The organism is Rhodococcoides fascians A44A (genome assembly GCF_000760735.1).
Classification (GTDB): domain Bacteria; phylum Actinomycetota; class Actinomycetes; order Mycobacteriales; family Mycobacteriaceae; genus Rhodococcoides; species Rhodococcoides fascians_E.
The window spans coordinates 213,995-227,896 of sequence record NZ_JMEX01000004.1; the positions used below are offsets into that span (position 1 = coordinate 213,995).

At 64.4% G+C, this 13,902-nt stretch carries 12 protein-coding genes; 9 read left to right on the forward strand and 3 right to left on the reverse strand.

The genetic code is table 11. The features are described 5' to 3' along the window. From BH95_RS01960 to BH95_RS01975, 4 genes are all read left to right on the forward strand, one after another. Window positions 1–780: TIGR01777 family oxidoreductase (locus BH95_RS01960; RefSeq protein WP_037181056.1), on the forward strand; the 780-nt coding region annotated here is incomplete at its 5' end. Between the two features lie 38 nt (window positions 781–818). Next, the gene (lipB, locus tag BH95_RS01965; protein WP_037180801.1) at window positions 819–1,583 is read left to right on the forward strand and encodes a lipoyl(octanoyl) transferase LipB; all 765 of its coding nucleotides are present in this window, start codon (window positions 819–821) and stop codon (window positions 1,581–1,583) included. Between the two features lie 10 nt (window positions 1,584–1,593). Then, the gene (gene lipA, locus BH95_RS01970; RefSeq protein ID WP_026347929.1) at window positions 1,594–2,607 is read left to right on the forward strand and encodes a lipoyl synthase; all 1,014 of its coding nucleotides are present in this window, start codon (window positions 1,594–1,596) and stop codon (window positions 2,605–2,607) included. A 54-nt stretch (window positions 2,608–2,661) separates the two neighbouring features. Further along, window positions 2,662–3,417 carry a DUF4191 domain-containing protein gene (locus tag BH95_RS01975; RefSeq protein WP_019665989.1) on the forward strand — a complete coding sequence of 252 codons (756 nt, stop codon included), beginning with the start codon at window positions 2,662–2,664 and terminating at the stop codon, window positions 3,415–3,417. 35 nt (window positions 3,418–3,452) lie between these two features. On the opposite strand, the gene BH95_RS01980 is transcribed toward BH95_RS01975, so the two are convergent. Continuing rightward, complete coding sequence (locus tag BH95_RS01980) at window positions 3,453–3,923, reverse strand: RDD family protein (protein WP_019665990.1); 471 nt, start codon at window positions 3,921–3,923, stop codon at window positions 3,453–3,455. Between the two features lie 202 nt (window positions 3,924–4,125). Here BH95_RS01980 and glnA (BH95_RS01985) point away from each other — a divergent pair, with 202 nt between their 5' ends. The 5 genes from glnA (BH95_RS01985) to BH95_RS02005 all read left to right on the forward strand — a co-directional run bounded on the left by glnA (BH95_RS01985) (window position 4,126) and on the right by BH95_RS02005 (window position 9,397). Continuing rightward, window positions 4,126–5,562, forward strand: coding sequence for a type I glutamate--ammonia ligase (gene glnA / locus BH95_RS01985; RefSeq protein ID WP_019665991.1), 1,437 nt, complete (start codon window positions 4,126–4,128; stop codon window positions 5,560–5,562). A gap of 200 nt (window positions 5,563–5,762) precedes the next feature. Next, entirely contained in the window at window positions 5,763–6,413 is a 651-nt protein-coding gene (locus BH95_RS01990) for an ABC transporter permease (protein ID WP_019665992.1), read from the forward strand. Further along, window positions 6,406–7,596, forward strand: coding sequence for an ABC transporter ATP-binding protein (locus tag BH95_RS01995; protein WP_027498843.1), 1,191 nt, complete (start codon window positions 6,406–6,408; stop codon window positions 7,594–7,596). The genes BH95_RS01990 and BH95_RS01995 overlap by 8 nt, the downstream gene beginning before the upstream one ends. Before the next feature lie 41 nt (window positions 7,597–7,637). After that, a complete protein-coding gene (locus tag BH95_RS02000; RefSeq protein ID WP_051104930.1) occupies window positions 7,638–8,414 on the forward strand; it encodes an ABC transporter permease in 777 nt (258 codons plus the stop codon). A 14-nt stretch (window positions 8,415–8,428) separates the two neighbouring features. Then, window positions 8,429–9,397 carry a glycine betaine ABC transporter substrate-binding protein gene (locus tag BH95_RS02005; protein ID WP_037160278.1) on the forward strand — a complete coding sequence of 323 codons (969 nt, stop codon included), beginning with the start codon at window positions 8,429–8,431 and terminating at the stop codon, window positions 9,395–9,397. 15 nt (window positions 9,398–9,412) lie between these two features. Here the strand turns inward: BH95_RS02005 and BH95_RS02010 are convergent, their stop codons facing one another. Then, a complete protein-coding gene (locus BH95_RS02010; RefSeq protein WP_037141891.1) occupies window positions 9,413–12,448 on the reverse strand; it encodes a bifunctional [glutamine synthetase] adenylyltransferase/[glutamine synthetase]-adenylyl-L-tyrosine phosphorylase in 3,036 nt (1,011 codons plus the stop codon). 98 nt (window positions 12,449–12,546) lie between these two features. Further along, window positions 12,547–13,887, reverse strand: coding sequence for a type I glutamate--ammonia ligase (gene glnA / locus BH95_RS02015; RefSeq protein ID WP_019665997.1), 1,341 nt, complete (start codon window positions 13,885–13,887; stop codon window positions 12,547–12,549). Between the last annotated feature and the right edge of the window lie 15 nt (window positions 13,888–13,902).

The following is a 13,902-nucleotide window of genomic DNA, read 5'->3' on the forward strand; positions in this document are numbered from 1 at the left end:
CCGGACGAATTCCAGTGGGATCCTCCGGCGGGAACGGTCGACGAGCGTGCACTTCGCTCGTGTGACGCCGTGGTGAATCTCTGTGGAGTCGGCATCGGTGACAAGCGGTGGTCCGGTGCGTACAAGCAGGAGGTCCGCGACAGCCGGATCACGCCCACCGAGGTGTTGGCGGGTGCCTGTGCGGAGCACGGGATCCCGACTCTCGTCAACGCCAGTGGCATCAACTTCTACGGCGACACCGGCGATCGCATCGTCGACGAATCGGACGGTGTCGGCGAGGGGTTCCTCGCCGAAGTGTGCCGCGACTGGGAACTCGCGACGGCCGATGCCGTCGCCGGAGGGGTACGAACGGTGATGCTCCGGAGCGGAGTGGTCCTGTCGCGCCGCGGCGGGATGATGGGCAAACTGCGCCCGCTGTATCTGCTCGCGCTCGGCGGTCGTCTGGGTAGCGGGCGTCAGTACTTTCCGTGGATCTCGTTGAAGGACGAGATCGGCGGGATCATCCACAGCATCGAGAACGACGCCGTGCGCGGTCCGGTGAACATGGTGGGTCCGGCTCCGGTCACCAATGCTCAGTTCAACAGCGCCTTTGCGCGAGCGATCAAGCGACCGGCACCCTGGGTGGTTCCCGGATTCGCGCTTCGTCTGGTGATCGGCGAGTTCGCCGAGGAAGCTATCCTCACCGGCCCGCGAGCCATCCCGAAGGTCCTCGAGGACACCGGGTTCACGTTCGAACACAACACTGTCGGCGAGGCGCTGCGCGCGGCCGTCGGGAGCTGATTCCGTTCGCGCGCAGGGTCGGCGTAACGTCGACGGTTATGACCGAAGGTGTTGTGTCCGCACGCGAAAGTTCCGACTCCATCGAGGTGTCCCGGCTCGGAACGGTCGATTATCTCGACGCGTGGGATCGCCAGCGCGCACTCGCGGACATGCGCGCCGAGGGTGTCGGACGCGACACGTTGCTGCTGCTGGAACATCCGTCGGTGTACACCGCGGGACGGCGCACGTCGCCCGAGGATCGCCCGAGAGACGGTACGCCGGTCATCGAGGTCGACCGCGGCGGCAAGATCACCTGGCACGGCCCGGGCCAACTCGTCGGCTATCCGATCGTGAAGTTGGCGCAGCCGATCGACGTCGTGCGGTACGTCCGTCGTGTCGAGGAGGCTCTGATCGCCGTGTGCACGGATCTGGGCATCGACTGCGGACGCATCGACGGGCGATCGGGTGTGTGGCTCGCCTCCGAGGTCCGAGACGGAATTCTTCTGCCCGAGCGCAAGATCGCGGCCATCGGCGTTCGCGTGCAGCGCGGCGTCACGCTGCACGGGTTCTCGTTGAACTGCAATTCCTCGACGTCCGGGTTCGACGCCATCGTCCCGTGTGGCATTGCCGACGCGGGCGTCACGTCCCTCACGAGCGAGCTGGGCCGCGAGGTGACCGTCGACGACGTGATTCCTGCGGTCGTGGACGCGGTCACCGCTGCTCTCGACGGGTCTCTGCTGGTCAGCGAACACCCAGTAGCGCGCCCCGATGTGGTACAAGTCTCCACCAACCCGCAGTTCACCACCGTGAAGTTCGGCGCGTAGCATCGAAACCGTGACTGTGGCCCCAGAAGGACGCAAATTACTCCGCCTCGAGATCCGAAACGCGGAGACCCCGATCGAGCGCAAGCCCAACTGGATCAAGACCAAGGCCAAGATGGGTCCGGAGTATTCCGAACTCAAAGGGCTGGTCAAACGCGAGGGCTTGCACACGGTGTGCGAGGAAGCCGGATGCCCCAACATCTACGAATGCTGGGAAGACCGCGAGGCGACGTTCCTGATCGGCGGTGAGCAGTGCACCCGCCGCTGCGACTTCTGCCAGATCGACACCGGCAAGCCGGAGGATCTCGACCGCGACGAACCCCGCCGCGTCGCGGAAAGTGTCCAGGCGATGGGTCTGCGGTACTCGACCATCACCGGCGTCGCTCGTGACGATCTGGCCGACGGCGGCGCATGGCTCTACGCGGAGACGGTCCGCTACATCAAGAAGCTGAACCCGAACACCGGCGTCGAGCTCTTGATTCCGGATTTCAACGCTCGCCCCGAGCAGTTGGCCGAGGTGTTCTCCTCACGTCCCGAGGTGCTCGCGCACAACGTCGAGACGGTCCCCCGCATCTTCAAGCGAATCCGGCCCGCGTTCCGGTACCAGCGGTCGATGGACGTCATCACCGCGGCGCGCAACGACGGCCTCGTCACCAAGTCCAACCTGATCCTCGGCATGGGTGAGACCCCGGAAGAGGTCCAGGAAGCGATCCGCGACCTCCACGAGGCCGGATGCGACATCCTGACGATCACGCAGTACCTGCGTCCCTCCCCGCGGCACCACCCGGTCGAGCGTTGGGTCAAGCCGGAGGAGTTCGTCGAGCACTCCGATTACGCCACCGAGATCGGTTTCGCCGGTGTTCTCGCCGGTCCGTTGGTCCGTTCGTCGTACCGCGCCGGGCGTCTGTACGCGCAGGCCATGCAGCACCATGGACGTGAGCTGCCGGCGAGCATGGCGCACCTGGTCGAGGGCGGCGAAGCGTCGCAGGAAGCCAGTTCTCTGATGGCGCGTCTGGCGGCTCGCTGATCCACTCCCGGCGCGATGCATGACGACGGGATGTCGGGACGTATCCTGTGAAGCATGGCGAACGGCAGTAAAGCGGGCAAAGCAGGTAAGCCCAGCAAAGAAGCGAAAGCAGCAGCGAAGGCCGCTCGGAAGCAGGCGTCGAAAGAACGTCGCAGTCAGTTGTGGCAGGCGTTCCAGATGCAGCGGAAGGAAGACAAGGCTCTTCTTCCGCTGATGATCGGCGCGATCGTGGGAATCACGGTCATCGCGTTTCTGATCGGTTTGATCATCGGTATCGAATGGTTCCTGCTGCCGTTCGGTCTGCTCCTCGGCGTGCTCGCCGCGTTCATCATCTTCGGGCGTCGTGTCCAGAAGTCGGTGTACAAGAAGGCCGACGGCCAGGCCGGTGCGGCTGCCTGGGCGCTCGACAACCTTCGTGGCTCGTGGCGCGTCACCAACGCGATCGCCGGGACCACCCAGCTGGACGCAGTCCACCGGGTGATCGGCAAGCCGGGTGTCATTCTCGTCGCCGAAGGCGCCCCTCAGCGCGTGAAGTCACTTCTCGCTCAGGAGAAGAAGAAGACTGCCCGCCTCGTCGGTGACACCCCGATCTACGACATCGTCATCGGCAACGGGGACAATCAGATTCCGCTGTCGGGCCTGCAGAAGTACCTGGCGAAGCTTCCCAACAACATCGACAGCAAGCGCATGGACACCATCGAATCGCGTCTGTCGGCGTTGGGAACGAAGGGTGGGCCGGCGATGCCGAAGGGCCCGATTCCCGGTGGAGCGAAGATGAAGGGCGTTCAGCGCACCATCAAGCGCCGCTGACGATCGAACAATATCTCCAAGACGATGCTGCGCGGTCACCGACCGCGCAGCATCGCTGTTCCGGTGGCGCGATCATGCATGCCCCGGCCGTCGTGGTCGGAGATGATGGCCGGGAACACGAACAGGAGAAAGAACGTGCGGACGAGGGCTCGGACGAAGCCGACTCGAGCAGAGGCGTCGACGCGGGCCACCTGAATCCCGACGATCAACTGTCCCGGTGTGAACGAGAAGATGCTGACGGACGCAACACCGAGGACGAACCACACCAGAAGCGTGATGGTGGACATCGACTGTCCGATACCGGTGACGCTGATGATCAGTGCGGAAATGCCCATCGACATGAACCAGTCGACCAGGAGCGCGAGAGTTCGTCGACCGAGTCCCGCAACCGCACCCGGTCCGTCCTGCGGGAGACCGAGGCGTTCCCCGGGGAAGTTCTGTTCGGTTCCGTCGTCGGGCATCGCCGCGTTCGGGCCGGACAACCAGGAACCTGTCATTCGTGCCATGCACTCCAGGATAGGCGCCGCGCGGGACCGACCCGGACACCGTCACCGTAGTGTGTTCGGGAGAGCACGACGCAGTGCGTCGTCGCTCACGGTTACATGCAGAGAGCACGACGTGTAACACGGGCGAAACACAGCCTTGACTGGTGGGCAACACCAGGTCCATAACGTGCAGGTCGACGGAATTCGACAAAGGAGTAAAAGCGTGGCGTTCACCACGGCCGAAGAGGTCATCAAGTTCATCGCCGACGAGAACATCGAGTACGTGGACATCCGTTTCACGGATCTCCCCGGCACCCAGCAGCACTTCTCCATCCCGGCGTCGGCGTTCAACAAGGATGTCTTCGAAGACGGTCTGGCCTTCGACGGTTCGTCCGTCCGCGGCTTCCAGTCCATCCACGAGTCGGACATGATGCTTCTCCCCGACGTGACGACCGCGCAGGTCGATCCGTTCCGCGCCGCGAAGACTCTGAACATCGACTTCTTCGTGCACGACCCGTTCACGCGTGAGAGCTACAGCCGCGACCCGCGCAACGTCGCACGCAAGGCCGAGGAGTACTTGGTCTCCACCGGCATCGCCGACACCGCCTACTTCGGCGCCGAGGCCGAGTTCTACATCTTCGACTCGGTTCGCTACGACTCCGGCATCAACGGTGCGTTCTACGAGCTCGATTCGGTGTCGGGCTCCTGGAACACCGGTGTCGAGGCCAACGCCGACGGCAGCCCCAACCTCGGCTACAAGGTTCGCCCCAAGGGCGGATACTTCCCCGTTGCACCGTACGACCACTACGTCGACCTGCGCGACGAGATCTCGACCAACCTGCAGAACGCAGGCTTCGAACTCGAGCGCGGTCACCACGAGGTCGGCACCGGTGGCCAGGCCGAGATCAACTACAAGTTCAACACGCTGCTCGCAGCCGCCGACGACCTGCAGCTGTTCAAGTACATCGTGAAGAACACCGCATGGAAGCATGGCAAGTCGGCGACGTTCATGCCGAAGCCTCTCTTCGGTGACAACGGCTCGGGCATGCACGTTCACCAGTCGCTGTGGAAGGACGGCAAGCCGCTGTTCCACGACGAGGCCGGATACGCCGGACTGTCGGACCTGGCTCGCCACTACATCGGCGGCATCCTGCACCACGCTCCGTCGCTGTTGGCCTTCACCAACCCGACGATCAACTCCTACCACCGCCTGGTGCCGGGCTACGAGGCTCCCATCAACCTCGTGTACAGCCAGCGCAACCGCTCCGCCGCCGTGCGTATCCCGATCACGGGCAACAACCCGAAGGCCAAGCGCCTCGAGTTCCGTGCACCGGACAGCTCGGGCAACCCGTACCTCAACTTCGCCGCGCAGATGATGGCCGGTCTCGACGGAATCAAGAACAAGATCGAGCCGCTCGCTCCCGTCGACAAGGATCTCTACGAGTTGCCGCCCGAGGAGGCCAAGAACATTCCTCAGGCACCGACGTCGCTGAACGCCGTCATCGATCGCCTCGAGTCCGATCACGAGTACCTGACCGAGGGTGGCGTCTTCACCACCGACCTCATCGAGACCTGGATCTCGCTCAAGCGTGAGCAGGAAATCGCTCCGGTCAACCTGCGCCCGCACCCGTACGAGTTCCAGCTCTACTACGACGTGTGATCTGCGCGTAAGCGCTCGTCCAGAACACCGAACCGCCCGTCCTGCGTTCACGCAGGGCGGGCGTTTTCGTGTGTACGGAAGGTAACGACTTTCTGAAAAAAGGTTTGCCATCACGCTCGTCAAGCCATTCTCGATGGGTCGGATTGTCCGTCGTCACCGAAAAAGACCGGTGAACGGGAAAAGAGGGTGGCAGCACCACAATGGACACGCTCTGGAATTTCGTATCGGTCAGGCGGCAACAATTGCTGACCGACTCGTACCTTCACGTCTCGGCGGTGGTGCAATCCATCGTCATCGCAACGATTCTTGCGGTCGCGATCGGTGTGCTCGTGTACCGCTCCCCTGCAGGCTCGGCAATCGCCACAGCACTGGCGAGCACCGTGCTCACCATTCCTTCGTTCGCCCTCCTGGGCCTGTTGATTCCCATCCTGGGTCTCGGCGTCGCGCCGACGATCACCGCACTGGTGCTGTACGCGCTGCTTCCCATCATCAGGAACACCATCATCGGGCTCGCTTCGGTGGACCCGGCGGTCACGGACGCCGCCAAGGGCGTCGGGTTGAACCGAGGGCGAGTTCTGGCACGAATCGAGATGCCACTGGCCTGGCCGTCGATCCTCGCGGGTATGCGCGTGAGCACCCAGATGATCTTCGGCATCCTCGCGATCGCTGCGTACGCGAAGGGCCCGGGGCTCGGGAACCTCATCTTCTCCGGACTTTCGCGCGTCGGCAGCCCCAACGCTGTCCCGCAAGCACTGGTCGGAACAGTTCTGATCGTCATCCTTGCTCTGATCCTCGACGGCATCCTCGTCCTGGTCGGCAAGCTCACCACCTCGAGGGGTCTTCGTGTCTAACTCAACCAACCAGCACGTCTCGGGAGTCGACATCGTGCTCGACTCGGTCAGCAAGCGATACCCCGGTCAGGACACGGCCGCCGTCGACAACGTGTCGCTGACGGTTCCCGCCGGCGAGACCGTCGTGTTCGTCGGTCCGTCGGGATGCGGTAAGACGACGACCATGCGGATGATCAACCGCTTGATCGAGCCGTCGTCGGGAACCATCACCATCGACGGCAAGGACGCCTTGAGCATCGACGCCGACGAACTGCGACGCGGAATCGGCTATTCGATCCAGCAGGCCGGTCTCTTTCCACACATGACCATCGCGAAGAACGTTGCGACAGTCCCTGGCCTGATCGGCTGGGACAAGAAACGCATCTCCGAGCGCACCGACGAGATGCTGGATCTCGTGGGACTCGACCCGGACACGTACCGAAACAGGTACCCGCGGCAGTTGTCCGGTGGCCAGCAGCAACGTGTCGGCGTCGCACGCGCGTTGGCCGCCGATCCCCCGGTACTGCTCATGGACGAACCGTTCGGTGCGGTAGACCCCATCACCCGTGGTCTGCTGCAGGACGAGTTGATGCGTTTGCAGAGTGAGCTGGGCAAGACCATCGTGTTCGTCACGCACGACTTCAACGAGGCGGTCAAGCTCGGCGACAGGATCGCGGTACTCGGAAACCAGTCGTCGATCATGCAGTACGACACGCCCGAGGCCATTCTCGCCAACCCTGCGAACGACACGGTCGCCGGATTCGTCGGTGCGGATGCTTCCCTGAAACAGTTGACGCTGACCAGAATTCGTGACGTCCGCTTGCTGCAATGCCCGACGGCCAGGGAATCCGATCCGGTCGACGACATTCGCACCAAGATCTCGTCACGAAAGTGGCAGTGGGGATTGATTCTCGACGACCGGAACCGCCCGCTCCGGTGGGTCTCCCCCGGTCATCTGGCGACGGCATCGTCGCTGCGCGGCGTCGGCGTTCCGATCGGCGAACTCGTCTCCATCCAGTCGACGTTGCAGGACGGACTGGAAGCACTGCTCGCCGAGAGCACGGCGTCCACGGTGGTCACCGGCCCACGCGGGGAATACGTCGGTCTGATCTCCATCGACACGCTCGTCGGGCATCTGCAGAAGATGCGCGAAGCGCACGAGCACGATCACGACGACCAGGAAGAACAGGTCAGCCAGTCATGACCACGGCAGAACGGACGACGTCCACGCCCGAGGCGCCGGACATGGAAACGGAACCCGACGAGGGTGCCTCGGAGCGCGGCGCATCCAAACGCGCCGAGCGCATTCGGCTGCTGGTCCAACCGGCGCTCGTCGTGGTGCTGGTCGCGGGCGTGCTGATCTGGGCCTTCAGTCGTGATCTCACGGCGACGCAGCAGGGCAGTATCAGCGTCTCGAACATTCTCACTCTGACCTGGCAGCACATCCTGATCACGGCGGCCGTGGTCGTCATCGTCGTTGCGTTGGCAGTTCCGTTGGGCACGGTACTCACTCGACCGGGGTACACCAAGCTAGCCCCGTTCTTCGTCGGCATCGCCAACATCGGTGCCGCCGCTCCTGCCATCGGCCTGCTCGTCCTGTTCTATCTCGCCACGCGACAGACCGGATTCTGGATCGGTGTGCTGCCCATCGCCTTCTATTCGTTGCTTCCGGTGCTGCGCAACACGATTCTGGGTTATCAGGAAGTGGACCGGACGTTGATCGACGCCGGTCGAGGCCAGGGCATGTCGCCGATGACGGTGCTGCGCAGAATCGAGTTCCCGTTGGCCGTTCCCTACATTCTGGCTGGTCTTCGTACGTCGCTGGTCCTGGCGGTCGGCACCGCGACGCTGTGTTTCCTCGTCAGCGCAGGTGGGTTGGGAATTCTCATCGACACCGGATACAAGTTGCGCGACAACGTGACTCTCGTCGTCGGTGCAGTGCTGGCGGTATCGCTCGCGTTGTTCATCGACTGGCTGGGCGCATTGGCGGAGCAGTTCCTCGGACCTCGGGGACTGCGATGAGAAGAACGACGAGCATGAGACGGACCGCCGTTGCCGTCGCCCTGTGCGGCGCACTGATGACCGGGTGCGGCCTCGAATCCGGAGGCGCTCTGCCTCTGGCCGTCGGCCCCGGCAGTATCGAGCCCGTCCCGGAGCTGGACGGCGTCAAGGTCACTGTGGGATCCAAGGACTTCACGGAGCAGATCACCCTCGGCTACATCATCGAATTCGCACTGTCCGCGGCAGGCGCCGATGTCCGTGACCTCACCAACATCCAAGGGTCCAACAGCACCCGGGAGGCGCAGCTCGCCGGTCAGATCGATCTGACGTACGAGTACACGGGAACGGGGTGGATCAACTACCTGGGCAACGAAACTCCGCTTCCCGACTCGCAGCAGCAGTACGAAGCAGTCCGCGATGCCGACTTGGAAGCGAACGACATGGTGTGGGCCGTGCCCGCCCCGATGAACAACACCTATGCCCTCGCGATGAACAGGCAGACAGCCGAGCAGACCGGGATCCGCACCCTGTCGGATTACGCGGAGTTGGTCCGCACCGACCCGGCAGCGGCAACCACGTGCGTCGAAACCGAATTCAACGTCCGTCAGGACGGATATCCGGGCATGGCCGCGAAGTACGAGTTCGACCCCGGTGCCGCGCCGCGCCAGATCCTGCAGACCGGCATCATCTACCAGGCCACCGCAGACGGAACACAGTGCAAGTTCGGTGAAGTGTTCACCACCGACGGGCGCATCATCGCCCTCGATCTGGTTCTGCTCGAGGACGATCGAGCGTTCTTCCCCAAGTACAATCCGGCCCTGGTGATGAAAAAGGCCTTCGCCGACGCGCACCCACAGGTCGCCGAGGTCATGGCACCGATCTCGGAGAAATTGACCGATCAGGTGATGACCGAACTCAACCGGCAGGTCGACGTCGAGGGCATCGAGCCCGCCGACGCCGCCCGCGACTGGTTGGTGTCGGAGGGCTTCGTCACCGCGCAGTGACGGACGGGCGGGCCTTCACGCTCCGAAGGTCCGCTCCACCACTGCCTTGGCGCGACGCGTCACTCGCAGGTAGTTGTCGAGGAAGGCTCCGGCGTCGCCGTTGTCCCAGCCGGCGACCTTGGCCACCGCGGAGAGCACGTGGCCCGGTCGAGGCAGCTGGTCGGTCGGTTTGCCACGGACGAGGACGAGCGCGTTGCGGGCCTTCGTCGCGAGAATCCATGCTTCGCGCAGCAATTCGACATCGGTTTCGCTCATCAGCTCTGCTGCACCGATGGCGTCCAGGCTCTGCAGCGTGGACGTGTTGTGCAATGACTTGACGTCGTGTGCATGTCGCAGCTGGATCAGCTGCACGGTCCACTCGATGTCTGCCAGCCCGCCGCGGCCCAGTTTGGTGTGTGTGGCAGGGTCGGCGCCCTTGGGCAGTCTCTCGGAGTCGATGCGCGCCTTGATCCGTCGGATCTCGCGGACAGCGTCCTGAGACACCCCGCCTTCCGGGTAGCGAATCCTGTCCACCATCAGCAGGAACCGGATGCCGAGGTCCTCGTCACCCGCGACCTGGTGAGCACGCAGAAGCGCCTGAACTTCCCATGCCTGCGCCCACTGGGCGTAGTACGCCTCGTAGGAGGCGAGCGTACGAACCACGGGGCCGTTGCGACCTTCGGGACGAAGGCCGGTGTCGACCTCGAGCGGCGGGTCGGTGCTCGGCGCTCCGAGCAGCTTGCGGATCTTGTCGGCAATACCGTTGGCCCACTTGACTGCAGCGCTGTCGTCGGCGCCTTCCGCCGGCTCGCACACGAACAACACGTCGGCGTCGCTGCCGTAGCCGAGTTCACCGCCGCCGAGTCGCCCCATTCCGATGACCGCGAGCGTTGCCGGTGCCGGCTCGCCCCGCTCGGCGACGCTGGACCGAACGGCCGCGGCGAGAGCCGCGTTGATGACGGCTGCCCACACCGACGACAGTGCCCGGCAGACCTGCGGCACGTCGAGCATGCCGAGAATGTCCGCGGAGGCGACGCGAGCGAGTTCGTGACGGCGCAGAGCGCGTGCGGCGTTGATTGCGCGGACCGGGTCCTCGTAGCGTCCCGACGACGACAGGATCGCGCGATACGTCTCCTCGGGTTCGGCGTCGAGCAGACGTGGTCCGCTGGGACCGTCCGCGTACAGACGGATGACCTCGGGCGCCTTGATCAGCAGTTCCGGGACGTATGCGGACGAACCGAGCACGATCATCAGACGCTGCGCCACAGCACCCTCGTCGCGCAGAGTGCGCAGGAACCACGTCTGCTCGCTCGCCGCCTCGGACAGTCGACGATAGTTGAGCAACCCAGCGTCCGGATCCGGGGTGTCGGCGAGCCACTCCAACAACGTCGGCAACAGCACCGCTTGGATCTGACCGCGCCGCGCTCCCCCACCGACCAGCGCGCGAAGGTGCCCGAGTGCATTTTCCGGTGCCGCGTATCCGAGCGCTGCGAGCTGCCGAATCGCGGCGTCGGGCGTCAACCGCACCGTGTCGGAGTCGAATCGGACCACCGAGTCGAGCAACGGCCGGTAGAACAGTTTCGCGTGGAGCCTGCGGATCCGCTGCGCGTTGCGCTTGATCTCCGCGGCCAGCACGCCGAGCGCATCTCTGTTGCCGTCGGGCCGCATGTGTGCGGCCCGTGCCAGCCACCTCAATGCTTCCTCGTCGTCGGGCGGAGGCAAGGTGTGCGTTCGCTTCATCCGCTGCAGCTGCAGGCGATGCTCGATGAGGCGCAGGAACTCGTAGGACGCAGTGAGATTGGCCGCATCGTCGCGGCCGATGTACCCGCCGTCGGTCAACGCCGTCAGCGCATCGGTCGTCCCCAGCACGCGCAACGACTCGTCGGTGCGGCCGTGCACGAGTTGGAGCAACTGCACGGCGAACTCGACATCGCGAAGGCTGCCACGTCCGAGTTTGATCTCTCGTTCGCGCAGTTCCGGTGGGACCATTTCCTCGACCCGACGGCGCATCGCCCGAACCTCGGGAACGAAGTCCTCTCGCTGCGACGCCAGCCAGACCATCGGATTCAACGCGGCGACGTAGCTGTGCCCGAGTTCCATGTCTCCGGTCATCGGACGTGCCTTGAGCAACGCCTGGAACTCCCACGTCTTGGCCCAGCGCTTGTAGTAGGCGACGTGCGAATCCAGTGTCCGCACCAGTTCGCCGCGTTTGCCCTCGGGGCGCAGCGCAGCGTCGACCTCGAAGAACGCGGATGAGCCGATTCGCATCATTTCGCCTGCGATCCGGCTGGCGGTTGCATCCGCGGGTTCGGCGACGAACACGACGTCGACATCGGAGACGTAGTTCAGTTCTCGGGCACCGCATTTGCCCATCGCGATGACGGCGATGCGGCTGGGGCACGGTTTGTCCGGGCAGGCGGTGGCGATGGCCACGGCGAGAGCTGCGGTGAGGGCGGCGTCGGCCATGTCCGAGAGTTGATTGCCGACGAGCTGGTACGGCAGAACCGGTTCGTTCTCGACGGTGGCGGCCAGGTCGGCGGCCGCCAGCACCATCACCTGGTCGCGGTAGGTCTTCCTCAGCGCGACAACGGCTTCCGGTCCGGTGATGGATGCTCGATACAGTTCGGGGGACGCATGTTCCCCGGTCTCCGGGCTAGCCTGCACCGCTGCGAGCAACTGTTCGGTGAGCTGCTGCTTGCTCGGCAGGTCTATCCGACCGGTGGACTTGCCGTCGGGCGAGGCGAGCAGGCGCCACGCCTGCGGATCGGAGACGAGGTGGTCCGCGAGGGCGCTCGACGCACCCACCAACCCGAAGAGCCGACCGCGAAGACCCTTGTCCGTCCGCAGTGCGGAGTCCAACTCGGCGAACTTGTCACCGAGTGCATCGTTCAACCGGACGACGGTGCGGAGCGCGAGGTCGGCGTTGGCTGCCCGCGAGAGCGACCACAACAGTTCGAGGCTGTCCTCGTCCACCCATCCGAGCGTGCGGAGGTCGGTGGGCGCGGTGGATTCGACCAGTCCCAGCCGTCCTGCGCCGGGAACAACCGAACGTGACGTCGGTGGACGCACCATCAGCGAACACCTCGACTCTGGCGTGACACCTGATTCACCTCACCGCGGGGGAAACTACCTCGAACGGGTAAAACCTAGCCCATCGGCGCCCGTCCGATTCACAACCCCAGGTACGCCTTCAATTCGTACGGGGTGACATGACTGCGGTATTCCTCCCACTCGCGACGTTTGTTGCGGAGGAAGAAGTCGAAGACGTGCTCGCCGAGAGCCTCGGCGACGAGCTCCGAGTTCTCCATCGCGTTGAGGGCCTGATCGAGATTGCCCGGAAGCTCCTTGTAGCCCATCGCACGCCGTTCGGCGGACGTCAGTGCCCACACGTCTTCCTCGGCCTCGGGGGGCAACGTGTAGCCCTTCTCGATGCCGCGCAGACCGGCAGCGAGCAACACCGCGAAGGCCAGGTACGGGTTGCACGCAGAATCAGGGCTTCGGATCTCGACGCGACGCGAGGACGCCTTGTTGGGCGTGTACATCGGGACGCGAATGAGAGCGGATCGGTTCGCCGGGCCCCACGACGCCGCCGTCGGTGCCTCACCGCCGCGGACCAGACGCTTGTAGGAGTTGACCCACTGGTTGGTCACGGCACTGATCTCGTTGGCGTGCTCGAGAATGCCTGCGATGAACGACTTGCCGGTCTCCGACAACTGCATCGGATCGTCCGGGTTGTGGAACGCGTTGGCGTCTCCCTCGAAGAGACTCATGTGAGTGTGCATCGCCGAGCCGGCCTGGTCGCTGAACGGCTTGGGCATGAACGTCGCGCGGACGCCCTCTTCGATCGCGACCTCTTTGACCACGTAGCGGAACGTCATGATGTTGTCGGCCATCGACAGCGCGTCGGCGTAGCGGAGATCGATCTCCTGCTGACCGGGCGCTGCCTCGTGGTGGCTGAACTCGACCGAGATACCCATCGACTCGAGCGCGTCGATGGCGTGGCGACGGAAGTTCGGCGCCGAGTCGTGCACGGCCTGGTCGAAGTAGCCGCCGTTGTCCGCAGGCGTGGGCGGAGACCCGTCTTCGGGGCTGTCCTTGAGGAGGAAGAACTCGATCTCGGGGTGCACGTAGCAACTGAACCCGAGGTCGGCGGCCTTGCTCAGCTGACGGCGCAGCACGTGGCGCGAATCGGCCCAGGACGGCGAACCGTCGGGCATCGCGATGTCGCAGAACATGCGCGCGGAGTGCTGGTGGCCCTTGCTCGTGGACCACGGCAGGATCTGGAACGTCGACGGATCCGGCTTGGCGACGGTGTCGGCCTCCGAGACGCGTGCGAAGCCTTCGATGGCGCTGCCGTCGAAGCCGATGCCTTCGTCGAACGCTCCTTCGAGTTCCGCCGGCGCGATCGCGACGGATTTCAGGTACCCCAGAACGTCGGTGAACCACAGGCGGACGAAACGGATGTCCCGCTCCTCCAGTGTCCGGAGCACGAATTCCTTTTGGCGATCCATGTCCGCGAGACTAAG